This is a genomic window from Streptomyces polyasparticus (genome assembly GCF_014493765.1).
Classification (GTDB): domain Bacteria; phylum Actinomycetota; class Actinomycetes; order Streptomycetales; family Streptomycetaceae; genus Streptomyces; species Streptomyces polyasparticus.
In genome coordinates this window covers 1-692 of the sequence record NZ_JACTVJ010000143.1, presented here as the reverse complement: position 1 = coordinate 692, position 692 = coordinate 1, and the positions used below count along the sequence as shown (strand labels likewise).

Genomic DNA, 692 nt, shown 5'->3' with positions numbered 1-692 from the left:
CTGCTCGACAACGGCCGCACCGACACCCTCGCCGACGAGGTCGGCCGCCAGGCGTTGCGCTGCATCCGCTGCTCGGCCTGCCTCAATGTCTGCCCCGTGTACGAACGGACCGGCGGCCACGCGTACGGCTCGGTCTACCCCGGCCCGATCGGCGCGATCCTCAGCCCCCAACTGCGCGGCATGGGAAGCGAGATCGACCAGTCCCTGCCCTACGCGTCCTCCCTCTGCGGAGCCTGCTACGAAGTCTGTCCGGTCGCCATCGACATCCCCGAAGTCCTCGTCCATCTGCGAGAACGGGTCGCCGAGGGCGGTGACGTGGTGCGCAATGGTGCACGGATCACCGTGCGCCCCGCCAAGGGCCATGCCGCCGAGCGCGCGGCGATCCGGGCCGCCGCGTGGGCCCTGGGCCGACCGGGCGTGCTGCGCACCGGCCAGCGGCTCGCATCCCGCACCCGCCGCCTGCATCCACGCAGGCTCCCCGGCCCGGGCAAGGCCTGGACAGCAAGCCGCGAACTGCCCGCCGTACCGGCGGAATCATTCCGCGACTGGTGGCAGCGCACCAACGGCGGCAGGGGAGAAACCAAGTGACCAGCAGAGAAAGGGTGTTGGCCCGCATCCGGCGAGCCGTCGGAGAGCAGCCATCCGAGCCCTACGAGAACGCGGTGCAACGCGACTACCTGGAGCAGCACGGC

The 692-nt window shown here is 71.2% G+C and carries 1 protein-coding gene; it reads left to right on the top strand.

Features of this window, described 5'->3' with window-relative positions; all coding sequences use genetic code 11:
* Positions 1-588 (top strand): lactate utilization protein LutB domain-containing protein (locus H9Y04_RS45885; RefSeq protein ID WP_187820181.1); only part of this gene is annotated, 588 nt, incomplete at its 5' end.
* Positions 589-692 lie beyond the last annotated feature (104 nt).